21 protein-coding genes, 1 rRNA gene and 1 pseudogene are annotated in these 25,633 nt (G+C 48.2%); 5 read left to right on the plus strand and 18 right to left on the minus strand.

Translation table 11 applies throughout. The features are described 5' to 3' along the window. Positions 1–84, minus strand: a 16S ribosomal RNA gene (locus IEY09_RS16130); the annotation flags it as partial. A 635-nt stretch (positions 85–719) separates the two neighbouring features. Between IEY09_RS16130 and IEY09_RS16135 the strand changes: the two are divergent. Further along, positions 720–1,112 (plus strand): annotated as a pseudogene (locus IEY09_RS16135) (IS630 family transposase); the annotation flags it as partial. Between the two features lie 619 nt (positions 1,113–1,731). Here the strand turns inward: IEY09_RS16135 and secA are convergent. Beyond that, positions 1,732–4,458: a preprotein translocase subunit SecA gene (gene secA, locus IEY09_RS16140; RefSeq protein WP_037422805.1), complete on the minus strand. Its 2,727-nt coding sequence runs from the start codon at positions 4,456–4,458 to the stop codon at positions 1,732–1,734. A 60-nt stretch (positions 4,459–4,518) separates the two neighbouring features. Further along, complete coding sequence (locus tag IEY09_RS16145; protein ID WP_055647662.1) at positions 4,519–5,418, minus strand: M23 family metallopeptidase; 900 nt, start codon at positions 5,416–5,418, stop codon at positions 4,519–4,521. Between the two features lie 27 nt (positions 5,419–5,445). On the opposite strand from IEY09_RS16145, the gene IEY09_RS16150 reads away from it, so the two are divergent. Next, a complete protein-coding gene (locus IEY09_RS16150) occupies positions 5,446–5,892 on the plus strand; it encodes a DUF721 domain-containing protein (RefSeq protein ID WP_069454151.1) in 447 nt (148 codons plus the stop codon). 13 nt (positions 5,893–5,905) lie between these two features. Here IEY09_RS16150 and lpxC read toward each other — a convergent pair whose 3' ends face one another. From lpxC to mraZ, 15 genes are all read right to left on the minus strand, one after another. Next, complete coding sequence (gene lpxC / locus IEY09_RS16155; RefSeq protein ID WP_037422814.1) at positions 5,906–6,826, minus strand: UDP-3-O-acyl-N-acetylglucosamine deacetylase; 921 nt, start codon at positions 6,824–6,826, stop codon at positions 5,906–5,908. Positions 6,827–7,005: 179 nt separating this feature from the next. After that, positions 7,006–8,193 (minus strand): cell division protein FtsZ, encoded by a 1,188-nt coding sequence (ftsZ, locus tag IEY09_RS16160; protein WP_011624294.1) that lies wholly within the window; start codon positions 8,191–8,193, stop codon positions 7,006–7,008. A gap of 27 nt (positions 8,194–8,220) precedes the next feature. Next, positions 8,221–9,456 carry a cell division protein FtsA gene (gene ftsA / locus IEY09_RS16165; RefSeq protein WP_011073897.1) on the minus strand — a complete coding sequence of 412 codons (1,236 nt, stop codon included), beginning with the start codon at positions 9,454–9,456 and terminating at the stop codon, positions 8,221–8,223. Next, complete coding sequence (locus IEY09_RS16170; protein ID WP_037428855.1) at positions 9,437–10,186, minus strand: cell division protein FtsQ/DivIB; 750 nt, start codon at positions 10,184–10,186, stop codon at positions 9,437–9,439. The genes ftsA and IEY09_RS16170 overlap by 20 nt, the downstream gene beginning before the upstream one ends. A 151-nt stretch (positions 10,187–10,337) precedes the next feature. Further along, complete coding sequence (gene murC / locus IEY09_RS16175; RefSeq protein WP_037422821.1) at positions 10,338–11,804, minus strand: UDP-N-acetylmuramate--L-alanine ligase; 1,467 nt, start codon at positions 11,802–11,804, stop codon at positions 10,338–10,340. A gap of 2 nt (positions 11,805–11,806) precedes the next feature. Next, positions 11,807–12,895, minus strand: a complete 1,089-nt coding sequence (gene murG / locus IEY09_RS16180) for an undecaprenyldiphospho-muramoylpentapeptide beta-N-acetylglucosaminyltransferase (protein ID WP_172589542.1) — start codon at positions 12,893–12,895, stop codon at positions 11,807–11,809. Continuing rightward, positions 12,895–14,106 carry a cell division protein FtsW gene (gene ftsW / locus IEY09_RS16185; protein ID WP_037422827.1) on the minus strand — a complete coding sequence of 404 codons (1,212 nt, stop codon included), beginning with the start codon at positions 14,104–14,106 and terminating at the stop codon, positions 12,895–12,897. Before ftsW ends, murG begins: the two co-directional genes overlap by 1 nt. Further along, a complete protein-coding gene (gene murD / locus IEY09_RS16190; RefSeq protein WP_047536139.1) occupies positions 14,096–15,415 on the minus strand; it encodes a UDP-N-acetylmuramoyl-L-alanine--D-glutamate ligase in 1,320 nt (439 codons plus the stop codon). The genes ftsW and murD overlap by 11 nt, the downstream gene beginning before the upstream one ends. Positions 15,416–15,421: 6 nt before the next feature. Then, entirely contained in the window at positions 15,422–16,504 is a 1,083-nt protein-coding gene (gene mraY / locus IEY09_RS16195) for a phospho-N-acetylmuramoyl-pentapeptide-transferase (protein WP_037422832.1), read from the minus strand. Beyond that, on the minus strand, positions 16,505–17,887 hold the full coding sequence (locus IEY09_RS16200) for a UDP-N-acetylmuramoyl-tripeptide--D-alanyl-D-alanine ligase (RefSeq protein WP_047534511.1): 1,383 nt from the start codon (positions 17,885–17,887) through the stop codon (positions 16,505–16,507). Then, positions 17,887–19,365 carry a UDP-N-acetylmuramoyl-L-alanyl-D-glutamate--2,6-diaminopimelate ligase gene (gene murE / locus IEY09_RS16205; protein ID WP_188871915.1) on the minus strand — a complete coding sequence of 493 codons (1,479 nt, stop codon included), beginning with the start codon at positions 19,363–19,365 and terminating at the stop codon, positions 17,887–17,889. The genes IEY09_RS16200 and murE overlap by 1 nt, the downstream gene beginning before the upstream one ends. Beyond that, complete coding sequence (locus IEY09_RS16210; RefSeq protein WP_037422838.1) at positions 19,362–21,113, minus strand: peptidoglycan D,D-transpeptidase FtsI family protein; 1,752 nt, start codon at positions 21,111–21,113, stop codon at positions 19,362–19,364. The genes murE and IEY09_RS16210 overlap by 4 nt, the downstream gene beginning before the upstream one ends. Positions 21,114–21,126: 13 nt before the next feature. Next, positions 21,127–21,441 (minus strand): cell division protein FtsL, encoded by a 315-nt coding sequence (ftsL, locus tag IEY09_RS16215; RefSeq protein WP_037422840.1) that lies wholly within the window; start codon positions 21,439–21,441, stop codon positions 21,127–21,129. Positions 21,442–21,452: 11 nt separating this feature from the next. Then, a complete protein-coding gene (gene rsmH, locus IEY09_RS16220) occupies positions 21,453–22,394 on the minus strand; it encodes a 16S rRNA (cytosine(1402)-N(4))-methyltransferase RsmH (RefSeq protein WP_188871867.1) in 942 nt (313 codons plus the stop codon). Positions 22,395–22,424: 30 nt separating this feature from the next. Continuing rightward, on the minus strand, positions 22,425–22,883 hold the full coding sequence (gene mraZ, locus IEY09_RS16225) for a division/cell wall cluster transcriptional repressor MraZ (RefSeq protein WP_037422844.1): 459 nt from the start codon (positions 22,881–22,883) through the stop codon (positions 22,425–22,427). A gap of 492 nt (positions 22,884–23,375) precedes the next feature. Here mraZ and IEY09_RS16230 point away from each other — a divergent pair, with 492 nt between their 5' ends. The 3 genes from IEY09_RS16230 to IEY09_RS16240 all read left to right on the plus strand — a co-directional run bounded on the left by IEY09_RS16230 (position 23,376) and on the right by IEY09_RS16240 (position 25,591). Beyond that, complete coding sequence (locus IEY09_RS16230) at positions 23,376–24,110, plus strand: peptidase (RefSeq protein ID WP_229777986.1); 735 nt, start codon at positions 23,376–23,378, stop codon at positions 24,108–24,110. Then, positions 24,107–25,180, plus strand: a complete 1,074-nt coding sequence (locus IEY09_RS16235) for a PepSY domain-containing protein (protein WP_188871869.1) — start codon at positions 24,107–24,109, stop codon at positions 25,178–25,180. Before IEY09_RS16230 ends, IEY09_RS16235 begins: the two co-directional genes overlap by 4 nt. 93 nt (positions 25,181–25,273) lie before the next feature. Further along, positions 25,274–25,591, plus strand: coding sequence for a hypothetical protein (locus IEY09_RS16240; RefSeq protein ID WP_037422850.1), 318 nt, complete (start codon positions 25,274–25,276; stop codon positions 25,589–25,591). Positions 25,592–25,633 lie beyond the last annotated feature (42 nt).

Genomic DNA, 25,633 nt, shown 5'->3' on the forward strand with positions numbered 1-25,633 from the left:
AACTCCCTTGTGCTGCCGCTCGACTTGCATGTGTTAGGCCTGCCGCCAGCGTTCAATCTGAGCCATGATCAAACTCTTCAATTAAAAGTTTTTTGTTTAACTCGCGTTAAACGACTCAATGAATTCTACTGTTTTGATCCGCGTTGCTCACTAAGAAGCATCGCGTTTCAATTCATACATTACTGTATGTACATATTGCTATGAACACTCATTCATTGATTTAATTCTTTGATTACTCGCCAAACGGCAGAGTAATTTCGATTAACTCAACACCTGTGAGTGTCCACACAGATTTCTTGTTTAGATTGTTAAAGAGCATTTGACCATTAACTTAGCATTACCGCTCAGTAGGTCAGGGCTGCGTATTCTACGCATTTCCCTCATCGCGTCAAGGCGTTTTTGCAAACTTCTTGAGGCTTTCGAATCAACTGCACAATTTGCATTCGATTCGCACTGTAACCGCGCTCGCTTTCGCTGTCTGCCGTGTCAGTGGATGCGCATTATAGGCAGCGAAACTTTTTGTGCAAGCGCTTTTTTCAGGTTTTTATGATTAATTTTCAAATAGATTGTTACACCCAAGCTAGGCACAACCTACACACTTGTTATACCCAGAGTTATCCACACTGAGAAGGTTTAATTACTAGATTAAATAATTAATTACTCAACTTTAAGTTAAAAGAACTCACAGCTGTGCGTATTCAAAGTTAATTGTGAGGCTGATTTTTTTAGTCTCAATTGATATTGGGTTTCAGGACGAAGCAAGATCCGGCCAGCAAAATACAACGACACGCCTTTGGGCCCCCAAAGGCAGTAGACCAAGAGCGTTAAAACAGCAGCAGTTTGAATATGTGCACCTCTTCGGCGCTGTCTGTCCTGCAACAGGAGAAACTGAAGCCATCATCACGCCATTCGTCAATAAGGACATCATGCACCAGCACCTGGAGCTAATTGCAAAACGCACCAAACCTGGCCGCCATGCAGTCGTGGTAATGGACGGTGCGGGTTGGCATACCAATGACATTGCTGCTGATATCCCTAACCTGTCGATCCTCAAACTGCCGCCATATTCCCCAGAACTAAACCCCATCGAACAGGTATGGAGTTGGCTGCGCTAATACCATTCCGCATTGAAGTCTGATCTAATAGCAAGCAACCCAACAGCTTAAAATTGGATTATGAAACCTGAAACTGCTGAAAGTCTGCTTAGCCTCTCCAAAAGAGAAAAAAATCCGCATAAGCGNGCTTGATAAATTGTTAAAGAGCGTTGACCTTCGCATTACCACAAGTGATTTCAGCGGGTCAGGGCTGCGTATTTTACGCATCCCCGTTTTTGCGTCAAGTAGTTTTTTAAACTTTCTTTTCGCTCATCAAGGACTGAATCACTTGATGAACTGGCACTTGAAACTGCGTATCGCTGTCTGCCGTGTCAGTGGATGCGCATTATAGGCAGCGGAACTTTTTGTGCAAGCGCTTTTTTGTATTTTTTCGATCTTTTTTCAATAGTTTCAGTTAGTCACAAAGTACCCACTAGTTACCCCCAACGTTATCCACAAAAAGCAATTTTACTGCTTTATTTGTGAACAAAGCATGACTTACCATAACTGGAAGGCTGGAGATTCAAATAAGCTTTATATAGATGCAGACAGATTCAATGATTTGTATCTGGCTTTGAGTAGGCATGAAAAAGGCGACTATTACAGTCGCCTTTTAGAATTAGGTGCACGTGTTGAATTAGCTTAGCTTACCGTGACACTGCTTATATTTACGGCCAGAGCCACAAGGACAAGGATCGTTACGGCCAACTTTATCGCCATCGCGGATCATTGGTGTGTGCGCCATCATCTCGTCGCTACCATCATCCCCACCAACTAAGGCTTCGGCTGCTGCGTGCTGGTAGTCGCGTTGGATCTTAGCATCTTCTTCACGACGACGAGCTTCCATTTCTTCAACATCAGATTGGGCTTGCACTTGAACTTTAGACAACACGCTAATCACGTCATGTTTCAGCGTATTCAGCAATTGTTGGAACAGTTCGAATGACTCACGCTTATACTCTTGCTTTGGATTCTTCTGTGCGTAACCACGTAAGTGGATGCCTTGGCGTAAATGATCCATTGCGGCTAAATGCTCTTTCCACAAGCCATCGAGGGTTTGTAGCATCACTGCTTTTTCGAATTGGCGCAGTACTGAGGCACCGACCATTTCTTCTTTGGCTTTATAAGCATCTGACCAAGAAGTGATAATACGCTCACGCAGGCTTTCTTCGTGTAAGTCGTCTTCTTTATCGAGCCATTCTTGGATTGGCAGTTTAAGCATAAACTCTTGGTTTAGGCGCTGCTCTAACCCAGGAACATCCCATAACTCTTCTACTGATTGTGGTGGAATGTACTGATCGATTACCGCACCAATTACATCGTCTTGGATGTTTTTAATCGTGTCTTCAATACTTTCCGCATCCATCAACTCATTACGCTGGGCGTAAACCACTTGGCGCTGATCGTTTGCCACGTCATCGAATTCAAGTAATTGCTTACGAATATCGAAGTTACGTGCTTCTACTTTACGTTGAGCATTTTCGATTGCACGAGACACCCATGGATGTTCGATCGCTTCGCCTTCTTCCATGCCCAGCTTCTTCATCATGCCGGAGACGCGATCAGAAGCGAAGATACGCATTAAACTATCTTCCATCGACAGGTAGAAACGTGAAGAGCCCGCATCACCTTGACGGCCCGCACGACCACGTAGCTGGTTGTCGATACGACGTGATTCGTGGCGCTCGGTACCGAGAATGTGTAAACCACCCGCGGCAACGACTTCGTCATGACGCACTTGCCAATCAGCTTTGATCTTGGCTTTTTGCTCTGGGGTTGGATTTTCCAGCGCCTCGATTTCCATATTCCAGTTGCCACCAAGCACGATGTCGGTACCACGACCCGCCATGTTAGTGGCAATGGTTACGGCGCCAGTACGGCCTGCTTGGGCAACAATCTCGGCTTCTTTTTCATGGAACTTGGCGTTAAGCACTTGGTGCGGGATCTTCTCCTTCACCATTAAGCGTGCTAACAATTCAGACTGTTCGATTGAAACTGTACCCACCAATACCGGCTGGCCACGTTCACGGCAGTCTTTGATGTCTTTAATAATCGCTTGATACTTTTCATTAGCGGTTAAGTAAACTAAATCCGCCATATCCTTACGGACCATTGGACGGTTAGTTGGCACCACAACGGTATCTAAACCATAGATGTGTTGAAACTCAAACGCCTCGGTATCGGCAGTACCTGTCATGCCCGCTAACTTCTCATATAAACGGAAGTAGTTTTGGAAGGTAATCGATGCCAGAGTTTGGTTTTCGTTTTGAATACGAACACCTTCTTTGGCTTCAACAGCCTGATGTAAACCTTCTGACCAACGACGACCTGGCATAGTACGACCAGTGTGTTCATCAACGATGATCACTTCGCCATCTTGAACGATATAGTCCACATCACGCTCAAATAAGGTATGAGCACGTAGTGCAGCGTTCACATGGTGCAGTAGCGAAATATTGGCTGCTGAGTAAAGTGAGTCGCCTTCGGCTAACATGCCACGTTCAATCAGCAGGTTTTCAACCTTCTCTTGACCGCGTTCAGTAAAGTGCACTTGTTTGGCTTTTTCATCAATGGTGTAGTCGCCTTCGCCCACATACTCTTCAGAGTCTTCTTTATCTTGACGGATAAGATTGGGGATAAGCGTGTTGATCTTGATGTAAAGCTCAGAGCTGTCTTCCGCTGCACCCGAGATAATCAATGGCGTGCGGGCTTCGTCGATAAGGATTGAGTCGACTTCGTCGATAAGTGCATAGTGTAATGGACGTTGAACACGCTCTTGTGGTGAAAACGCCATGTTGTCGCGCAGATAATCGAAACCAAATTCATTGTTGGTACCGTAGGTAATATCGGCGTTATAGGCATCTTTCTTCGCCTGTTGGCTAAGGCCAGCAACGTTAATCCCAACAGTTAAACCTAAGAATTCGAACAGTGGACGGTTATTCTCAGCATCACGGCGTGCTAAGTAATCGTTGACGGTAATAACGTGAACGCCTTTGCCCGTTAAGGCATTTAAGTAAGCAGGCAGTGTTGCGGTTAAAGTTTTACCTTCACCCGTACGCATTTCAGCGATACGGTTACTATCAAGTACCATACCACCGAGTAACTGCACGTCGAAGTGACGCATTTCGAACACACGCTTAGATGCTTCACGCACGGTGGCAAACGCTTCCGCCATAATGCTATCTAATGAAGCACCCGCAGCTAAACGCTCACGAAACTCTGCGGTTTTCGCTTTAAGCTGCTCATCGGTTAATTTTTCATAATCGGCTTCAAGCGCATTAATCTTATTAACTACTTTTTGTAACCCTTTAAGGGTACGGTCGTTGCGACTACCAAATACTTTTGTCAGTAATTTACCAAACATCTGAATCACTTATTTTCTGTAGGCCAAGTCCATGATGGAAACTAGAAGCCAATGTTTCAATTAACTTGCTTTGCGGTAGACAAACTTTTGTGGATCTATCTGCTGTCCGCCACGCAACACTTCATAATGCACATGAGCCCCTGTTGAGCGCCCAGTGCTTCCCATACTGGCGATGGTTTCGCCTTTAGCGACCACATCACCTACAGCTACTGACAAAGCTTTATTATGGCCATAGCGTGTACGTAAACCGTTACCATGGTCGATTTCGACCAATTCGCCATAACCAAACATATTCCCAGCCCAAGTCACCACGCCTGCTGCAGTCGCGACAACTTTAGCCCCTTCCCGACCGGTAAAATCGATCCCTTTGTGCATGGTTCGACGACCGTTAAAAGGGTCATTACGTAATCCGTAGGGCGACGATAACCAACCTTTATCGAGTGGGAGCCCTGATACATAACGTTCAGCATCTATATGGTGGTTAGATGACACTGTTTCAAGTAGTGATAGTTGAACATTATTGTTGTCAATTCGTGACGCCAGTTTATCCATATCTTCGATAAGCTGACTAATTTCGATATTTGAGCCTAATTCGCTTAAACCACCAACCCCAACTTCAGATGAGAAATCAAAGTCTTCATCCAATTTGTTTTGTTTTGCGACTTGTTGACCTAAGGCCTCGAGACGGGTGATTTTAGCTTGCATGCGCGCGACATGGGTCGCCAGCATGGCTAGCTGTGACTCTGTGGCACTTTTAAGCTCTAAGACTTGCTTCTTTTGTTGTTCGCGTTGGATTCGATCGTTATCGACACTGGCTTGCTGATTTTCAAACCTAGCAGAGTTGTGTTGATAAATACCGGCACCAGTAGCTAACAATAGCATGGGAAGGATCAACCAGCGTTTACTGGGTTGCCAGCGCGTAACGCCATTCCGACCTTGAATAAATACTGTTACACTCATAGCCTAATTCAGCCATCTTATTATCATATGAAAAAGCCCCCTCAGGATCTCAGCCAATTACTACACCAATCAGGCACATTACCCGACATAGCTGAGAAAGCGGAACTACTTTTATATCTGGATCAGCACGTGAAGCAGATTGTCGCAGGTCCTGTTGCGGAGCAGCTGAAAGTCGCCAATTTCCGCCAGGGTGTTCTTGTGGTTGAAACCACTTCGGCAGCATGGGCTGCACGAATTAATTTCCAAAAGCCGAAACTACTCGCGCAGCTTCAAGCAGAAACGCTCCCAATCCTTACCGCAATTGAAGTTAAAGTCAACCCGAGATTAGCATTGTATGACGCAAAGCCGAAACAGACGCACAAGCAACTCAGTCCAGCTGCGGCAGAACATATTGCCGCACTTGCAGAAAATGTGAGCGGGACACTAGGCGAAAAACTAAAACGGCTGGCCACATTGGCCAGCCGTAATAAGTAAACATCAGACGCAATTAAGCGAAGACCGCGCCACCAGGTACAGCAAAGCTAACGGGCACATCGGCTTCTTTCTCAAAGCTCACTAACTCCCACGCATCTTGCTGCGCCAATAAGGCACGTACTAACTGGTTATTCAGAGCATGACCCGTTTTATAGGCAGTAAACTCACCAAGAATGGCGTGTCCTGCCACATAGAGATCACCAAACGCATCTAAAATTTTGTGCTTAACGAACTCATCCTCATAACGCAGGCCGTCGGGGTTGAGGACGCGATATTCATCAAGTACAACTGCGTTTTCCATGCTGCCACCTAATGCTAGGTTATTCGCACGCAGATACTCAATATCACGCATAAAACCAAAAGTACGAGCGCGGCTAATGTCTTTAACAAAAGCTGAAGTAGAGAAGTCCATCACCACATGCTGTTGGCTGCGAGCAATTTCGGGGTGAGCAAAGTCAATTTTAAAGTTGACTCTAAAACCTTTGAAAGGCTTGAGCTCGGCCCACTTATCACCGTCTTCAACACGCACAGGGCGTTTAATCTTTAAGTACTTCTTAGGTGCAGACTGCTCTTTAATACCCGCAGACTGAAGTAAGAATACAAATGGGCTCGCACTGCCATCCATAATTGGGATTTCAGGGGCGTCCACTTCGATTACGGCGTTATCAATGCCTAAACCCGCTAAGGCTGCAAATAAATGCTCAATAGTCGAAATACGAATACCTTCGTCATTGACAAGTGCCGTGCACATCGTGGTTTCGCGAACTTGTTCCGCCTTTGCTGGAATAGCAACGGCAGGACTCATATCGGTACGCACAAGTACGATCCCTGTATTGACTGGTGCGGGCATAATGCTCAAGGTGACTTTATTCCCAGAGTGCAAACCGACTCCGGTAGCTTTCACCATTTTTTGAACAGTTCTTTGAAATATCATTCAGTTACCCGTTTAGATTTCAATAATTAAGCCTAATATTTGCGCACACAGCAGCAGCAAAACGACCACATAGGTTCGACATAGTAACATAAGTTAGCTATGTCATACAAATGTCGTCATTGGGTGGTATTGCCGATAGAGCAATACATCACCCGATACGCTGGACTCAAATACCTGTTTTAATCAGCTTGCTTACGCAAAAACGCTGGGATATCTAAGTAATCCAATTCATGCTTTGTTGAAGGCGCTGGCGCAGGAGCAGGTGCTGGCGATGCAGGTAATACGTTACCCTTTGGCGCCGCATAGCTCACATGAGTTGCTTCTTCGACATAAGCTTCAACTTTTGGTTCCACAACCACTGGTTCTGGACGTGGTGCTGGCTTAGAAACTAATTGGATATCAGGACGCTTTTCAGCACCAATACCCGTTGCAACTACGGTTACGCGCAGTTCGTCGCTCATTTCTGGGTCGATAACCGCACCCACAACCACGGTAGCATTGTCAGAAGCATAAGCTTTAACATGGTTACCAACAGTTTCAAATTCTTCGATGCTCATGTCCATACCTGCGGTAATGTTAACTAACACACCACGGGCACCGGCTAAGTCGATGTCTTCTAATAATGGGCTGGCTACAGCAGCTTCAGCCGCTTCTTCTGCACGGTCTTCACCACGTGCAACACCAGTGCCCATCATGGCATTACCCATTTCAGACATAACGGTTTTCACGTCCGCAAAGTCGACGTTAATCAGACCTGGGCGAGTAATCAGCTCAGCAATACCTTGTACTGCGCCGAGTAACACGTTATTCGCTGCGGCAAACGCATCGAGTAATGACGTACCACGACCCAATACTTTTAATAATTTTTCGTTAGGGATAGTGATTAGCGAATCCACGTGCTTAGCAAGCTCAGCGATACCTTGCTCGGCATAAGCCATGCGCTTTTTGCCTTCGAAAGGGAAAGGCTTAGTCACGACCGCAACCGTTAAGATGCCTTCTTCACGAGCGATTTGAGCAACAACTGGCGCAGCACCTGTACCAGTACCACCGCCCATACCGGCGGCGATAAAGATCATGTCTGAGCCTTTGATCGCTGCACGAATGTTTTCGCGGTCTTCTTCCGCTGCGGCACGACCCACTTCGGGGTTGGCGCCAGCGCCAAGCCCTTTAGTGACATCGCGACCTAATTGAATCGTTGAGCCAGCGCCAGATTTACGTAGCGCCTGTGCGTCTGTATTGGTAACGACAAACTCAACACCTTCAATGTTGTGTTTGACCATATGTTCGACAGCGTTACCGCCGCCGCCGCCAACGCCGATGACTTTAATCACCGCGTCGTCTGAGTGAGTGTCCATGATCTCAAACATTGTCTGATCTCCGTGTTGCCTGCGTTATTAAAATTCACCCTTAAACCAGCTTTGGACCCGATTCCAAGCACTGGTAACCCCTTGACGCTCAGGACGCTCGAATTGACGCTCAAGCACCCGTCTTGCACCGTAGTGAAGCAATCCAACCCCAGTGGAGTAAATAGACTGATCCACGTATTCGTATAACCCTTTAACTGGCAATGGTGAGGCGACGCGAACAGGCATACCAAAGGTTGCCTCCGCAATGTCCACCACGCCTTGAATCGACGCCGTACCACCTGTTAACACGATACCTGCGGCGATTTGATCTTCTAAACCACTGTCTTTCAGCTCCTTGAGCACTAACTCAAACAGCTCTTGATATCTTGGCTCCACCACTTCGGCCAGCGTGTGACGTGACATGCTGCGCGATGGACGCCCACCGACCGAGGGCACTTCGATACTGTCTTCGCGGCTCACCATGGAGCTGCGCGCACAGGCGAATTGCACTTTAATTTGTTCGGCATGTGACGACGGCGTGCGGAAAATCTTCGCAATATCGTTGGTCACTTGGTTACCCGCAACCGGCACAACTGCACAGTGACGTAGCGCACCATTGGTATACACGGCGATGTCCGTCGTGCCGCCGCCGATATCGACGATACACACACCTAAGTCTTTTTCATCAAAGGTTAATACCGCATCCGCCGACGCAATGCCGGAGAACACTAAGTCATCGACCTTCAAACCACAGCGCTCAACACTCTTAGTGATGTTCTTCGCCATATCATTGGCGCAGGTCACTATGTGTACCTTGGCTTCCATCCGCATGCCTGACATGCCGATGGGGCTGCGAATGCCGTCTTGTACGTCAATCGCGTATTCCTGCGGTAACACATGCAGAATACGACGTTCGGTCGGGATCTTCACCGAGCGCGCAGTGTGGATCACGTTATCGACGTCTTCCTGTGTCACTTCTTCATCGTTAATCGACACCATGCCATTTTCGTTTTGGCAGGCGATATGTTTACCGGAAATGCTCAGGTAAACCGATGATACTTGGCAGTCTGCCATTAATTCCGCTTGATCGAGCGCGCGTTGCACACTGCGCACGATGGAGTCTAAATCGTTAACGCCACCTTTATCCATGCCCCTTGAAGGGTGGTTACCAAGGCCGACTATGCTGATTTCGCCATCGGGCAGAACTTCGCCTATGATCACTGCGACTTTAGAGGTTCCTATGTCCAATCCGACGATCAGATTTCTATCTTGGTTTTTGGTCATTAATTATCGGCTCTCTTGTTTGTGCATCGCCCCAGCCTACGGCCAACCCTGTGTCGTAGCGCAAATCCACTCTGGCAATCGGTTTATCTTGTTTCGCCAATAATGGGTAAACAGTGATAAACCTCTGTATCCTTGCCATTTTATCTTCTCGACCTAGGTCTAAAACAATACCGTTACCTAGTGTCGCGTGCCACGCATGACGTGGTGTTAAACTCAAATTGGCTAAGGTAAAGCCATTAATCTTCAGTAGCGAGTTAACCTGCGCGTAGGCGGTTAACACTTCGGTCCCCATATCATCTGGCCCAGATAAATAAGGCAGATGCTCTAACTCAGGGTGCGATGGCGCTTCAAACACTTCACCATGCACATTGAGCCAAGCGGTACCATTCCAATGGGCGACCGGTTGTTGCTCCTGTAAATACACCCTGAGTTTCGCAGGCCATTCACGTCTCACTGACGCACGATACACCCAAGGTAAAGCTTCTAATGCCTGTTGCACTAAGGTGATGTCAGCACTAAAAAAACTCCGCTGCATTAAATCCTGTAGTGCAATTTGTATATCCCTATCTGTGGTGTAAGTCCGCTCACCTTTAATGGCGACCGCTTCAATGGGCAAAGTGCTGGCATCATTTAAAAACTTATGTAGCAGGTAGCCGCCAAAAACAAAACTACCAATGACTAACCATAAAAAACCAATCCCACTCCACAAGTACCAATTAACCCGTGACATCCTCGCCCGCCAGTGTCGCCTCTTATCACTCCAAGACACGTTTGTTTCCACCCTTCAACGACACTACTAAAAACCACAGAAAACCGGCCATTATATAGCGCTAAAACATCGGATCAACATTTCCTTTAAACCCAAGTTGTCACGCAATACATCAAGGTTTTACCTCGGTTGTCACAGCCGTGCTAAAGCCTAATTCAGTGGCGGCTAACTGACGCGACAAGGCACCTATATTACCTGCACCTTGGGTCAACAATAAATCCCCTTCCTGCAACACATCGGGTAGCACTTCGGCTAACTGATCTGGGCTAGCAATAAAGATGGGGTCTAACTGCCCACGCAAACGAATCGAACGGCATAGAGCCCGACCGTCGGCGCCAGGGATCGGTGCTTCACCGGCACTATACACATCGAGCAATAGCAAGCAATCTACCTGAGATAACACTTCAATAAAGTCTTCGTACAGATCGCGAGTACGAGTGTATCTGTGTGGCTGATAAGCCATCACTAAACGTTTGTCAGGCCAGCCTGCACGCGCCGCTTTAATGGTCGCCGCCACTTCGCTGGGGTGGTGACCATAATCATCCACTAACATCACTTCGCCCTTAGGCGTCGCGAACTTGCCTAAGTGTTGGAAACGACGACCAATACCCTGGAATTCAGCCAAGGCTTGAATGATGGCGCTATCATCAATTTCATCTTCTGTCGCCACGGCAATCGCTGCCAGTGCATTTAATACATTGTGCTGACCCGGCAGATTAAGCAGCAGGTCTAAATCTTCTTTGCCTTTACGTCTGACGGTAAAGCGGCATTGGTGACCCTGCTGATGGAAATTCAGCGCCTGCACGTCGGCATCGTCACTGAAGCCATAGGTGATCATATGACGACCTATACGCGGCATAATCTCACGTACGACTGGATCATCGATACAAACGACAGCCACGCCATAGAAAGGCAGGTTATGTAAAAAATCCACGAAGGTCGATTTGAGCTTTTCAAAATCACCACCGTAGGTATCCATATGATCGGCTTCGATATTCGTCACTACGCTGACCATAGGTTGCAGATGCAGGAAGCTCGCATCACTTTCGTCTGCTTCGGCGATCAGGTAACGGCTAGTACCTAAGCGGGCATTGGTGCCAGCGCTGTTAAGTAAACCACCGATAACAAAAGTTGGATCGCGCCCCGCTTGACCATACAAACTGGCAATCAAACTGGTGGTCGTGGTTTTACCGTGAGTTCCTGCAATCGCTACACCATGGCGATAACGCATCAACTCAGCCAACATCTCAGCGCGGCGCACGATAGGAATACGCAATTCCTTCGCCGCAATAATCTCTGGATTCTCAGGATTAATCGCGGTCGAGACCACCACCACATCGGCTTGCTGCACGTTATCGGCGCCATGGCCGATATGAATTTTCGCGCCCAGCAGGCAGAGTCTGTCAGTCACGGCGTTTTGCGCGATGTCAGAACCACTGACAACATACCCTTCGTTTACTAATACTTCAGCGATCCCGCCCATGCCCGCGCCGCCAATGCCGACGAAATGAATACGCTTAATCCGGCGCATTTCTGGGATCATACTTCTTAGCTGTAAGTATCTTTCTGTCTTAGTCATACCTATCCTTTCTCGGCGAGAGCGATACACACTTGGGCCACCTGTTCGGTTGCATCCAGTACGGCAACATCTCTCGCTCTTTGGCCCATTTGGGCTAATTCTGCTCTGTCATTGGCGAGTAACTGTAATTTACTCACCAGCTTATTCACGTCCAAGATGGCCTGCGGCAATAGGAAAGCGGCGCCAGCCTCAACCAATACTTGAGCGTTACGGGTTTGGTGATCATCCACTGCATGGGGATAAGGCACCAGAATACTCGGAAGTCCCACCGCCGCTAACTCAGATACCGTCAGCGCGCCAGCGCGGCACAATACCACATCTGCCCAGCGATAGGCGGCTTCCATGTCATCAATAAATTCGGCAACGTTAACGCCGCCCTCTTGTCCTTGCTGTTGATAAGCCGACTTGACTCCTGCCAGATTATCCTTACCCACTTGATGCCAAACCGTAATCGACTGCTGTTTACTGAGCGCTGCCACGACTTCAGGCATTAAGTCGTTAAAGACTTTGGCGCCTAAGCTGCCGCCTACCACCAAGACTTTTAAGGCATCATCCGCGGCTTGCTTAGGCTCGGCACCTAAAGCAATTAACTCGCGACGGATGGGGTTACCCACCACCTTTGCCCTAACCTGAGTGAAGGTATTTTTAAAGGCGCATAATACTTGGCTAGCGATCCGCGAGAGTAATTTATTGGTCATTCCCGGAATGGCATTTTGCTCATGCAACACTAAAGGCACGCCCGCTAATTTCGCGGCCACACCACCAGGGCCACTGGCAAAACCGCCCATCCCTAGCACCACATCGGGTTTAAATTCGGCAATCACTGCCTTGGCTTGCAGAATCGAGCGCACCACTTTAAAAGGCGCCGCCAATTTACGCACTAAGCCATTGCCACGCACGCCCTTAATGTCGATAAAATCGATGTCGAAGCCATACTGAGGCACTAAACGCGCCTCCATGCGGTCGGCTGTGCCTAACCAACGCACTTGCCAACCTTGCTGCGCTAAATATTTTGCCACCGCGAGCGCCGGAAACACATGTCCACCCGTGCCGCCTGCCATGACTAAAATACGTTTACCCGCGTCGGTCATTACTTCAATCTCCCTTGCACGGCCTGAACTAAACTCATGCGCCGCTCATAATCGATGCGTAGCAATGTCATTGCCGCCGCCGTCATGACCCATAAACTACTACCGCCGTAACTCACAAAGGGCAGTGTTAACCCTTTAGTAGGTAACATACCAATGCTTGCGCCCACATTAACGACGGTTTGAAAACAGATCCAAATCCCAATGGCATAGGCCAGATAACCTTCGAAGGCTTTATCCATCACCAGGCATAAATTGCCGAGGCGAATGGCCCTTAATGCCACAAACAGCAACACGGATAGCACCGCGATAATGCCGATAAACCCTAACTCTTCACCAATCACGGCAAAGATAAAGTCGGTATGCGCCTCGGGGAGGTACTCCAACTTTTGAATACTGTTGCCAAGGCCCTGGCCGAACCAATCACCCCGGCCGTAGGCCATCAGCGATTGGGTTAACTGGTAGCCACTACCAAACGGATCTTGCCAAGGGTCTAAAAACGATGTCACCCGGCGCATACGATAAGGCTCGAGCAGTACCAGCGCGACGAAAGCTAAAATGCCAGCAAAGATCAGCGCGAAAAAGTCCAGCAACCGAGCACCCGCGAGAAACAACAGTCCAACAGTGCCGACGAACAACACCACCACAGTGCCTAAGTCGGGCTGCATCAAAATCAAAATCGCGTAAATCGCAAATACCGCAATCGGCTTATAGAAGCCCTTAGCATTTTCACGCACTTCCTGATGACGGCGCACCAGATAGCCCGCCATGTACACAGAAAACGCAAACTTAGCGACCTCGGCCACTTGAATACGGATTGGACCGATTGATAACCAACGGGTCGCGCCGTTTACGGTAGTTCCCACGACCAGTACTGCCAGTAACATCAAAAATACAACCAGCAGCATGATAGGGCTCATCCGCTGCCAAGTTTGCATTTCAACCCTCAGCACAAATGCGGCAATCACTAAACATCCCAACAGATAACCCACATGGCGAGTCATAAAATGGAATGGGTTACCCGTCAGTGTTTGTGCCTCGGGCATAGAGGCCGACATCACCATTACAAAACCAAAGCCAATCAAAGACAAAACAGCAGTGAGCAAAGCCCGATCGTACAATTGTGCGCCCGGGACTTCGGTATCTCGTTGCCAGTTAGGCAGTGCATTCAGCACTCGCCCAAACAGGCTGAGCTGTCTTGCATCACTCGCCATCGAGTTGCTCCACTTGGCTTCTAAAATCATCACCACGGGCCATAAAGTTGCTGTACATATCCAGACTTGCACAGGCGGGCGACAACAACACAATATCACCCGAAGTCGCTAATTGAGCGGCCTTAGCAACAGCGGCAGCCATTGAATCAACCTTAATAGCGCCTTCTTTCAGCGCGGCAATCTTATTGCCATCTCTACCTAAGGTAATGAGGTGAGTCACTTTTGTTAACGGCTCGGCCAGTGGACTGAAATCCGCACCTTTACCATCGCCGCCAGCAATCAAAATAATGTCGCCGAGGTGATCGCTTAAACCATCAAGGGCCGCAACAGTAGCCCCCACATTGGTAGCTTTAGAGTCATTCACATAGGTCACACCACCTTTGACGCCAACCACTTCGCAACGGTGAGAAAGGCCAGTAAAGGTGCGAGCGACTTTGGCCATCACTTGCTTATCCACACCCACGGCATAAACCAGCGCCATCGCAGCAAGTAAATTGGCATGGTTATGGCTACCAATCAGTGACACTTCGGTGATTGGCATGATTTCACTGTGGCCGTGATAAATCTTGCTGTCGCAAATGCCCCACTCGTCGCCTTCAGGCGGCGCTAAACCAAAGCTGTTTTGGTTCATGGGTTCAGTTGGGATAGTCAGCGCATCATCACGGTTAAAAATGATGGAACGACTTTGATGATACAAACGTAGTTTGGCCTTCCGATAGGCATCCATATCGCTGTACCTGTCCATATGATCTTCCGTCACGTTTAAACAGGTTGAGGCCACGCAATTCAAGCTATGGGTGGTTTCCAGCTGGAAACTCGATAACTCAAGCACAAAAATATCCGCATTCTCTTGCAGCAAATCCAGCGCCGGAGTACCAATATTGCCTCCCACAGCAACAGCAATGCCTGCTTCACGCAGCATTTCACCCACTAAGGTGGTCACTGTCGTTTTGCCATTTGAGCCCGTAATCCCAATCACACACGGTTTACGATCGGCAATCTCACGGGCAAATAACTCAATATCACCAATGACTTCAATCCCCATATCCAGTGCCGCGCGCACTTCGGGAGTATCAATCGCAATCCCAGGGCTGATAATGATTTGCGTCGCCTGCACTAGATAACGGCAATCAAATCCGCCAGCAATTAATTGCACCTCAGGGAATGAACTTGCCAGTGTTTCGGCACCGGGAGGCTGGCGACGGCTATCCATCACCAACGGCGTAATGCCTTTTCCACACAAATAGCGCACTACCGAGAGCCCTGTGGCACCCAAACCTAATACTATGTGTGAATAATGACTTTGCATGAATGATTACCTTAACTTCAACGTGGCTAAGCCGAGCAACACTAAGAAAATAGAGATAATCCAAAAGCGGACAATCACGCGTGGTTCAGGCCAACCTTTTAACTCGTAGTGGTGATGGATAGGCGCCATGCGGAATATTCGTTGACCGCGTAACTTGTAAGAACCAACCTGCAATATCACTGACACGGTTTCCATGACAAACACCCCGCCCATGATCACTAACAGGATTTCTTGGCGAACTAATACCGCAATCGCACCTAATGCAGCCCCTAAAGAAAGAGAACCCACATCGCCCATAAAGACCTGTGCAGGATAAGTGTTAAACCATAAAAAGCCTAAACCTGCGCCCACAATCGCGGTGCAAACGATCACCAGCTCACCAGAGCCAGGTAAATGCGGAATATGCAGGTAATTGGCAAACTGAGCATGGCCAGACAGATAAGCTATCAGCGCGAATGCTGCGGCCACCATCACAGTTGGCATAATCGCCAAACCATCGAGACCGTCGGTTAAGTTCACTGCGTTGCTTGAACCCACGATAGTAAAGTAGGCCAATACGATAAACACAGCGCCCAGTTGCGGCATCACATCTTTAAAGAAGGGCACGACTAACTGGGTTTCACCCGGGTTAGACGCTGTGGTGTAGAGGAAGAAAGCAATGATCAACGCCGCTAAGGATTGCAGAATATACTTCCAGCGCGCAATTAATCCCTTAGTATCTTTACGTACCACTTTGCGGTAATCATCAATAAAGCCAATCATGCCGAAGCTGCCTAAAACAAACAGCATCACCCACACATAACGGCTACCAAGATCGCCCCACAACAGCACACTGATAAAGATGGCCGCAAGGATCAGTAAACCACCCATAGTGGGCGTTCCGCGCTTACTGAAATGCGACTCAGGCCCATCATTACGCACCACTTGACCAATTTGCATCAACTGTAAGCGCTCGATAAGTTTAGGACCCCACCATAAACTAAATACTAATGCGGTTAACAAGCCCAAAATGGCTCGAAACGTCACATAGGAAAATACGTTAAACCCAGTGTGAAAACGGGTTAAATACTCGGCCAGATACACCAGCATCTACACTAACTCCCCACGCCCGAAGGCTACTGTTAGGCCATCCACGACCCGCTCCATTGCGGCACTTCGTGAACCTTTAACTAAAACCGTCACCTGTCCCGGCAACTGGTTGATGTGTTTTATGAGTTTTTCTACTAACGTCGCCACGCTATCATGGTGCTCCGCCCCGAAAGCTTGGCTAGTATGCTGAGTCAAGGTGCCAGTACAGAACAGGGCATCGATCCCCTGTTGCTTTGCCAGTTGTCCCAGTTCAGCGTGTAAAAGGGGCGCATTGTCGCCTAATTCGCCCAAATCTCCCAGTACCAAACAACGATTTTCAGAAATTTCCTTTAACCAAGCGATAGCCGCCCCCACGGATACAGGGTTAGCGTTATAGCTATCATCGATTAAACGGACTCGGCCTAATTGAGTCGGCTGCATACGTCCCTTCACAGGGATCAGTTTGCTTAAGCCTTCGGCGATCTCTTTTAGAGTTAATCCTAATGCGATACAAACACTTGCAGCAGCTAAGGCGTTGCTGACTTGATGACGTCCCGCTAAAGGTAAGGTCACTTCGCAGGACTCACCCGCATAATTAAGGATAAAGCGGTAACAACCATCGCTATTGGCTTTGTGGCCAGTCGCAATCACATCGATTTGGCGTTTCGCCGCGCCTTCCTGCTGGGAGAAGCTCAATTGCTTATAATGCTTGGCTTTAACACGCATCACATCAGCAAAGGCGTCGTCGGCATTAATAATCGCAGTGCCGCCTTGTTGTAGATGGTTATAAATTTCCGATTTCGCCTGGGCAACGCCAGCCTGTGAACCAAAGCCTTCTAAGTGGGCACTGCCGACGTTATTGACTAACGCCACATGCGGACGGACCAATGCAGAGGTGTAATCAATCTCGCCTTTATGGTTAGCCCCTAACTCAAATACCCCATACTTATCTTCGGGGGTTAAGCGCAGTAGGGTTAAAGGTACGCCGATTTCATTATTAAAATTACCCGCCGTGTAAAGTACTTGATGCTTAGCCGACAAAATAGTGGCAATCATCTCTTTCACGCTGGTTTTACCGTTAGAGCCAGTTAATGCCACACAAATAGGATTCACTTGGTCGCGGACATAGGCGCCAATCGCGCCCATGGCCTTTTGGCAATCGGCAACAATTAGCTGCGGAATATCAAAGGCCAATTCACGTTCAACCAGTAATGCAATGGCGCCATTTTCAATTGCCGTGGCCGCAAAATCATGGCCATCAAACCGCTCACCCTTTAAGGCGACGAAAAGGGTCGCGGGGCCGATTTTACGGCTATCGCTGCTTAATGCTTGGATGGTGACATCGTCACCGACTCGATGCGCACCTAAGTATTGGCTCAGTGCCCCGAGGGAAATTGGGATCATTAGCGTTGCTCCGATAACTGACGTGCCAGAGCGCGTTCATCATAGTCATGACGCACACCTGCCGCCTCTTGGTAAGTTTCATGGCCTTTGCCCGCAAGCAAAATCACATCCCCAGATTTAGCCTGTGCGACGACTTGTTTAATCGCAGCCACACGGTCAACCTCGGTCAGCGCTCGCTCTGGGTGAGTCAGCCCTTGGATAATATCGGTAATAATTTGGTTAGGATCTTCGCTGCGGGCATTATCGCTAGTCACCATAATGCGATCGGCAAATTGCTCCGCCGCACGTCCCATTAATGGCCGCTTGCCCTTATCACGGTCGCCACCGCAGCCAAACACGCACCAAAGCTCCCCTGCACAGTGACGACGCAGGGCATTAAGTGCCTGTTCAATCGCATCGGGGGTGTGGGCATAATCGACGACTAAGGTGATGTTGTCCGCGGTGGTAAAACGTTCCATACGGCCAGCAACGGGCACTAAGTAAGGCACTTTGGCAGCTAATGCAGGCATATCCATTCCCTGTAAATACAGGGCTGATAGTGCAGCGAGTAAATTCGAGAGGTTAAAGGCGCCTAATAACGGCGAACGAATATCGATTTCGCCCTCGGGCCAGACTAAGGTTGCCTGCACGCCTTGGTCGTTAAATTGGGCATTCTTAGTGTAAAACGCAGCATCGGTATGCGCTTCAATGCTAAAACCCCACATCTTCGCAGGAACGTTTGCCAGCTCGGATAACCAAGCGACGCCCACGGGATCATCGAGATTCAGTAGGCCGTGGCGCAGAGAGTCGAAGCGAAACAGCATTTGCTTGGCCGCGGCATAGTTTTCCATATCACCGTGGTAGTCCAAGTGATCACGGGTCAGGTTAGTAAATACAGCCACATCGAAGGGCACTGCATCGACTCGCCCTTGGACTAAACCATGGCTCGAGACTTCCATCGCACAGGTATTTACACCTTTATCTGCAAACTCATGCAGTTGGTGCATTAAGGTAATGGCATCGGCGGTCGTATTGCCGCTATCGACTAACTCGCCCCACAGGCCATTGCCGAGCGTGCCCATCACCGCCGCTTTACCCTCAAGCAGCGTCACTAATTGCGCGCACAATTGGCTTGTCGAAGTTTTGCCATTAGTCCCTGTAATACCCACAATGGCCATAGATTGACCTTGAACAACGGGATAACGCACCGCAGCCACCGCTGAAACGTGCTTCGCTAAGTCGTAGAAGTAAATCTGCACGCCTTGCTCAGCCGCAATAACTTTGCCCTGCTCTTGGGGATTATCCGTATGCACTAACACCGCCGCCGCACCTTGGGCTAAGGCTTTATCAATAAATTGACGACCATCGACCTTGTGTCCTGGCAGCGCTAAAAACACATCGCCGCGACGTATTGCGCGGCTATCTAGAGTCAAATCTTGGAAGGTTTGTTCGCCCGCGTAGGGGAACCAAGGAGCGAGTAGATCCCTTAATAACATTATTCAGTTCTCCCGGCGAGACCCGCCAATTGCACCTGTTCTTTATCGGAAATGGGTTCAACATTTAACATTTGCAGTGCGCCTGACATCACCTTAGCGAAAGCAGGCCCTGCCACTGAACCACCATAATAGAGATCGCCCTTAGGTTCATTGACCACAACGACGATAGCGAGTTTGGGATTATTCACCGGCGCAACGCCTGCAAATAACGCAACATAATCATCACCATAACCACCGGCTACCGCCTTACGGCTGGTGCCCGACTTACCTGCGACGGGATAACCATCGATATGCGCAAGTGTACCTGTACCACCTTTTTCGGTGACACCCACCATCATTTGCAGCACGTCTCTAGCCACTTCTTCTGAAATCACCCGTTCACCTTCGGGCGGCTTTTTAAGTTTTAAAATCGATACTGGATATAAAGTGCCGCCATTGCCTAAAGTCGCGTACATCCGCGCTAATTGCAGCGTCGTCGCGGTTAAGCCGTAACCAAAGGATAACGTGGCACGCTCAAAGTCAGACCAACGGTGACGATCTTGGATAAGGCCTGCGCTTTCTCCCGTTAAGTTAATCCCTGAAAAACTGCCTAATCCCATGGATTGATAAGTGCCGAGTAACTGCTGTACTGGAATCGACAGGGCTAATTTACTAATGCCCACGTTACTGGATTTGGCCAAAATACGCGCTAGCGTCATATCACCGTAGTTAGATGCATCACGCACTTGGCGTCCACCTAAACGCATCCAACCTGGAGAGGTTGGGATCACATCGGTGGATTTAACGGTGCCCGCTTCTAACGCCGCCGCAACCACAAAGGGTTTAATGGTCGAGCCGGGCTCGAAGGTGTCCGTCATCGCGCGGTTACGCATTCTGAAGGTTTGAAAATTATCACGGGAATTAGGGTTGAAGGAGGGCGTATTCGCCATCGCTAACACTTCACCCGTGTGGATATCGAGTACCACAATCGACCCGGACGTCGCTTGGTTCATCTCTGTGGTGCGCTTTAACTCTCGATAGGCAAGCTGCTGGATCCTATGGTCGATACTCAGGACAAGATCATTTGGGCTTTCGCCTTCTTGGACGATATCGAGGCGCTCAACCACATGACCATCACGTGACTTACGTACTTTTTGTTTGGATGGCGTACCAGTAAGCCAACTGTTATAGGCATTTTCAACGCCTTCAATACCAACATCATCGATATTAGTGATACCGATAAGCTGGGCAGTTATCTCACCACCGGGATAGTAACGGCGAGACTCAGACTTTAAAAATACCCCAGGCAATTTAAGCTGAGTGATGTAGTCAGCCACTGCGGGAGTCACTTGACGCTTAAGGTAGGTAAAACGTTTGGTTGGATTGCTACGGACTTTATCGAGTACGTCTTCAACGGGTTCGTGTAACACGTCAGCCAGTGCTTGCCAACGGCGCATATCTGTAAAGCCATTGCTATCGTTAACTTGCTTTGGATCTGCCCACACTGCACGCACTGGCACACTCACCGCCAGCATATCCCCATTGCGATCAGTAATTAAGCCACGCTGTACCTCACGACTGGTAGTACGTAACGTACGCATATCGCTCTCATGGCGAAGCTTATCAGGCTCAATAATTTGGATATAAGCAGCACGACCCACCAGGCTTGAAAACATCGCAAATACAAAACCAACCACGACGTATAACCGCCAATGGATCAGTTGTGGCTTTTGCTTTTTGCTTGCCTGTTTGGTTTTTGCTTGCCTAATCATATCTTCCCTATGTTCACGGCACCTTTACCACAACTTCTTCGCTGGGTAATGGGCGACTCATGTTGAGATCCTTCGATGCAATCCGCGTAATTCGGCTATGCTCCGTTTGGGATTGCTCTTCCAATAATAAATTGCGCCACTCGATATCTAACCTGTCACGCTCCTGCAATAGCAGATCCCATTCAGTAGTGAGTTTACGACTCACATGGCTGGTATACACCACAGCCACTGCATTACTGAGCACGAGCAGGGCAAGTAACAAAATCCATTTGTGTTGCCAAAGGTCGTGTAATACAACCTGTGGTAGACTCAATGAGGGCTTACTCATTTACTTGCCCTCTAGTAATCTAGTCGCTCGGCAATGCGTAATACCGAACTACGGGCTCTTGCATTGCGTTCAATTTCCTCATCGGATGGCATAATCGCCTTGCCAATGGCGCGTAGTTTACGCGACTTATTAATCTGATCTTCAGTGATGGGTAAACCATGAGGCACACTCTCACCTTGACTGTGGCGGCGGATAAATCGCTTCACTATGCGGTCTTCTAAGGAGTGAAAGCTGATAATCGATAAACGGCCCAGCGGAGCAAGCACGGTTAATGCACCTTCAAGTGCTTGATCAATTTGATCTAACTCACTATTGATATAGATACGTATTGCCTGAAACACGCGGGTGGCAGGATGTTTATTACGCTCTTTGTTTTTGGTGATCCGCGCAATTAAATCGGCTAAATCTTTGGTACGTAAAAATGGGGTTTTATCGCGGTCGGCAGCAATGCAACGGGCAATATGACGAGCATTTTTCTCTTCGCCATAGGTTTTGAATACCCATGCCATATCTTCAATTTCAGCACGGGCTAACCACTGGGCAGCGGTTTCACCTTGACTATTGTCCATGCGCATGTCGAGTGGACCATCACGCAAAAAGCTAAAACCACGTTCCGCATCATCGAGCTGCGGTGACGACACGCCTAAGTCGAGTAACACACCATCAATCTTGCCAACCAGACCAAGCTCTTCGACGTAATCGGCTAACTGACCAAAGCCACCGTGTACGATTTGAAAACGGGGATCATCGGCAAATTGTTTAGCAGCTTCAATAGCCTGAGGATCGCGGTCGATCGCAATCAGGCGTCCGTTTTCACCCAGTCTTTGCAATACTTGTCTTGAATGACCACCGCGGCCAAACGTGCCATCAATATAGATGCCATCGTCTTTAATGTTTAAACCGCCAACCGTTTCTTCGAGCAAAACGGATAAATGGGCAAATTCTTGACTCATTAATTTCTTCTTATTTAATTATGCGACTCGTTAGAGTGAAAAATCCGCCAGACGCTCGTTGTTAGCAAGCTCCTCGCTTCGAATCGTTTCCTGACACTCATCAATTTGCTGCAGCCAAGCTTGCTCATCCCACAGCTCAAATTTGTTTAACTGTCCCACCAGCATGATGCGCTTATCTAAATTGGCATACTGCCTTAGCGGTGGTGGCAGTAATATGCGTCCGTTGCTATCGAGCTCCACCTCATGGGCATAGCCCAGCAACATGCGCTTAAGGGATCGTTGGGTTTTATCTGTATCCGAAAGCTTGAGCAACTTAGCTTCAATCAACTCCCATTCGTGGAGGGGATAAAGGAGCAAACACGCAGATTGAATATCGACTGTGATGACGATGCGGCTCTGGTGCTCTAGTTGCAAAGGTTCGCGGTATCGCACTGGAATAGCGATCCGTCCCTTTGTATCTAAGTTGATAGCACTGGCTCCACGAAACACGCTAATTCATCCTATCCTTTGCTTTTTGATCCACAAATATCCACTATTTCCCACAAATGCTAAGTTTAGGGATAGTCGACAAGCATTGTCAAGGGATGGGATCCTTTTATAAAGCCAGTCGGCAAGCGGGTTAGCAGCATGTTGACCCCATAACTTAGCGACAATGTTTTGACAAAATGAGCAGCTTAAAATCAGCTAAACGGTGGAAACCATAGAAATAAAAAGCGGACAAAAAAACAGCAGCCTTTTGCTTTCAGGCAGTTGCAATGAAATTTCTGCCACAAAATTTCGGTAAATGTGGGATTTTCCTCATAGGTAAATCACGCTAGACTCACAACGCGTAACAAAACAAACCTAAAATTAACCTTTTTGTGATCCCGTGAAGTGTAAAATTTCAGCATAAATAGCTGAAATTTTATTTTTGGTTGTAGATTTATTCTGCAATTAGGTGAGTATTTTTATTTCACGATTGCGAGGAAGATCAAAACTCCCATGGGATTAACTCAAAATAAATCGCCTATGACCGCAACTCAGATCCGCACCTACCACAAATGGTTTGCACTCCTCGCCGCCTTTCAATTGTTAATATGGATTGCAACAGGTGCATATATGGTATGGATGGATATCGAGTTTATCCGTGGCAAACCTCTGGCAAACAAGAACAATGCCGCAATTTTCCATGTGGAAGCTCCCGCTTATAGCTTGACGGATTTCATCAAAACTCACCCAGATGCAACAGAAATCAATTTATATGCTCACCAAAGCACACTCTTTTATAGCGCCAAAATAGCGGGGAAATTACAGCGTTTTAGCACTGTGACGGGAGAATTATTACCCCTCTTAAATCAACAACAAGCACTCGACACCGCTCAGCAACTATACACGGGCAAGGCTAAGATCATCCATTCAACACTCCACCAGCAAACAGCACCGAATGAAATCTCCCTCCGCGCATTACCTGTATGGCAGTTGGAGTTGGACGATGCAATGAACTCGACACTCTATATCTCCGCGGTCACAGGACAATTGGTCAGCGCTCGACATAATTACTGGCGGCTGTTCGATATAATGTGGATGCTGCACATTATGGACTACAAGACTCGGGAGAATGTGCAGAACCCGTTACTCACGGTAATGAGTACACTCGCCCTATTGACCGCACTCTTTGGTATCGCGTTGAGCTATATCAGTTTTCGCAATACTAACTCCCAAGAGGAGCCAAAATGAGCTTCTCAAACAAACGGAATGCTGAGAGTAAACGCCATATCAGTTTAGTGATGCAAACTCTACACAAATGGCTATCACTTATTGTTGGCCTGCAACTGTTGATTTGGATCGTAACAGGACTGGCCTTTAACCTGATTGACGAGCGTTTTTTCGATGCGAACCCATATCGCACTACGCATCAAACAGCGAGTCCCACTACTGCACTCGCCCCCACGGCTAATCTACTGCAACAATATCAAGCAGAAGGCATTATCGAGCTTAAGTTGACTTCAGTGCTTAGCCGCGCAGTGTATGCCCTCACAACAACTCAGCAAAACCGCTGGTTTTGGGCCGACTCACTCCAACCGCTATCCTTGCATGATGCCGAGATACTCGCTATTGCCAAACAGAGTTACTCAGGCCCTGGTGAACTCAGCGCACCGCAAATCCTCACCCATGAAACGCCATTCGACGCCAGTGGCCCAGTTGCTATGCTGACAGCCGCGGACAAAGTAGGCACTCGGATTTATATCGATACAGCCTCGGGCCTGATTCTTGCCCACCAAAATCGCCAATCGGATCTTAAAGATCTGCTCTTTATGCTGCATTTTATGGATTATGCTCCCGATAATGGCATTGGTTTTAACCACGTATTGGTACAACTTGTCAGCATTGCCGCGCTGTTATTAGGTCTTTCGGGGATTTACATCCTTGGGCATAAATTCCATCAAGGTCAGTTATCACTCCCTTTCTTTAGACGCAAGGCCGCAACAGGAAAACTGGCGCTTTATACTCAGGACAATCAGCCTCTTGCTGAATTTACCGAGCTCAATGGCACTTATTTAGAAAGCATTAATCGAGGGAGTGAAAGGCTAAGAACCCAATGTGGCGGTGGCGGACGCTGCGGCCTGTGTAAACTAAGGTTTGTCGAGCAGGCGCCCAGTCCCAATGATTATGATCTGGATAAACTCACCACAGCAGAGCTTGAACAGGGCATTCGCCTAAGCTGCCAACACAAGGCCAGCCCTAGCAAACTTGCACTCGTCACTAAGGCGCAACACAGATATTGGCCAAAGTCAGAGTGCCAGTAGAGTGTCGCGCATAGGCTTCAATCGGCGTATAGTCTAAATATTGAGCAGCCCCTGCCGATAAAGGGTTAAGTGGTCATAAACCAAGGAGGCGCTATGAGTGGATTGGACAGTCTTTACGCTATGCTGGCTCAGCCAGTAAAACCCGTATTAACCCCAAAGCGGATCGTTGATCAGGTGAGCAGTGCCACCGCCAATGCGCCCGATAGCCATGAAACGCCGCAGTCGCAATTGCCACCCACCTTAGATGCGAAAGTCAGAGAAAGACGTAAACAGGATAATGCCAGTCGCAATAAAAAACGCCGCGCAGCGGACAAACAAGATTTAAAAGAAGGAAAAGTACTTGAAGTCACTGACGATACCGCTGACACAGCGCAGCCAGCTAACAAACATATTATCGATATCGAAGTTTAACGTGCTGGCCCTTAAATAAGTAAGGCGCAACCTTAGGATGCG

This window comes from Shewanella xiamenensis (assembly GCF_014647135.1).
Classification (GTDB): Bacteria; Pseudomonadota; Gammaproteobacteria; order Enterobacterales; family Shewanellaceae; genus Shewanella; species Shewanella xiamenensis.

Coding starts and splice junctions, on each gene's coding strand:
- secA (WP_037422805.1), bottom strand. CDS start 4,458: ATGTTTGGTAAATTACTGACAAAAGTATTTGGTAGTCGCAACGACCGT.
- IEY09_RS16145 (WP_055647662.1), bottom strand. CDS start 5,418: ATGAGTGTAACAGTATTTATTCAAGGTCGGAATGGCGTTACGCGCTGG.
- IEY09_RS16150 (WP_069454151.1), top strand. CDS start 5,446: ATGAAAAAGCCCCCTCAGGATCTCAGCCAATTACTACACCAATCAGGC.
- lpxC (WP_037422814.1), bottom strand. CDS start 6,826: ATGATATTTCAAAGAACTGTTCAAAAAATGGTGAAAGCTACCGGAGTC.
- ftsZ (WP_011624294.1), bottom strand. CDS start 8,193: ATGTTTGAGATCATGGACACTCACTCAGACGACGCGGTGATTAAAGTC.
- ftsA (WP_011073897.1), bottom strand. CDS start 9,456: ATGACCAAAAACCAAGATAGAAATCTGATCGTCGGATTGGACATAGGA.
- IEY09_RS16170 (WP_037428855.1), bottom strand. CDS start 10,186: ATGTCACGGGTTAATTGGTACTTGTGGAGTGGGATTGGTTTTTTATGG.
- murC (WP_037422821.1), bottom strand. CDS start 11,804: ATGACTAAGACAGAAAGATACTTACAGCTAAGAAGTATGATCCCAGAA.
- murG (WP_172589542.1), bottom strand. CDS start 12,895: ATGACCGACGCGGGTAAACGTATTTTAGTCATGGCAGGCGGCACGGGT.
- ftsW (WP_037422827.1), bottom strand. CDS start 14,106: ATGGCGAGTGATGCAAGACAGCTCAGCCTGTTTGGGCGAGTGCTGAAT.
- murD (WP_047536139.1), bottom strand. CDS start 15,415: ATGCAAAGTCATTATTCACACATAGTATTAGGTTTGGGTGCCACAGGG.
- mraY (WP_037422832.1), bottom strand. CDS start 16,504: ATGCTGGTGTATCTGGCCGAGTATTTAACCCGTTTTCACACTGGGTTT.
- IEY09_RS16200 (WP_047534511.1), bottom strand. CDS start 17,887: ATGATCCCAATTTCCCTCGGGGCACTGAGCCAATACTTAGGTGCGCAT.
- IEY09_RS16210 (WP_037422838.1), bottom strand. CDS start 21,113: ATGATTAGGCAAGCAAAAACCAAACAGGCAAGCAAAAAGCAAAAGCCA.
- ftsL (WP_037422840.1), bottom strand. CDS start 21,441: ATGAGTAAGCCCTCATTGAGTCTACCACAGGTTGTATTACACGACCTT.
- rsmH (WP_188871867.1), bottom strand. CDS start 22,394: ATGAGTCAAGAATTTGCCCATTTATCCGTTTTGCTCGAAGAAACGGTT.
- IEY09_RS16230 (WP_229777986.1), top strand. CDS start 23,376: ATGGGATTAACTCAAAATAAATCGCCTATGACCGCAACTCAGATCCGC.
- IEY09_RS16235 (WP_188871869.1), top strand. CDS start 24,107: ATGAGCTTCTCAAACAAACGGAATGCTGAGAGTAAACGCCATATCAGT.
- IEY09_RS16240 (WP_037422850.1), top strand. CDS start 25,274: ATGAGTGGATTGGACAGTCTTTACGCTATGCTGGCTCAGCCAGTAAAA.